This window comes from Corallococcus sp. AB049A, from assembly GCF_003668885.1.
Classification (GTDB): domain Bacteria; phylum Myxococcota; class Myxococcia; order Myxococcales; family Myxococcaceae; genus Corallococcus; species Corallococcus interemptor.
Genome location: NZ_RAWL01001121.1, coordinates 1 through 443, shown reverse-complemented (window position 1 = coordinate 443; position 443 = coordinate 1). Strand labels below are relative to the sequence as shown.

Here is a 443-nt window from a genome sequence, read left to right as displayed (position 1 = left end):
GATGTTGCTGGCGGGCACGCTGCCCGCCACCCCGGTACTGGCCGCGAAGCCCTCTGCCGGGATGGCCTGCGAACCCATGGCACGCCTTCCCGGGCTGCGCGATGCGGGCGTGACCGCGCTGTCGATGCAGCCGCAGGACGGCCGCTGCGTGATTGAAGTGGCGGCGGCCAATGGCAACGCGCTGCGTCGGCAGCAACGAATGCTGGAGGCGCTGGTGCAGCATGCCTGCGCCGCGCCGGCGCACGTGACCGTGAATGAGGTGCAGGTATCCCTGCAGCTGCGCCTGCCGACGTCCTGCGCGGCACGCAGCAACCGGGATCTGTTCGCGGGTGAAGGTATTCCCTGGCTGCCTCCACGCGGCGTGTCGCCGCGCTATCCGGTGGAGGCCATGCGGCAGGGGCTGTCCGGCCGCAGCATGCTGAAGGCGTTGGTCGATGCGCGGG

Annotated in this window: 1 protein-coding gene; it reads left to right on the top strand. The window is 70.9% G+C overall.

The window, feature by feature from the left end; genetic code table 11:
* Positions 1-443: energy transducer TonB (locus tag D7X55_RS41115; RefSeq protein ID WP_121725760.1), on the top strand; the 443-nt coding region annotated here is incomplete at both ends.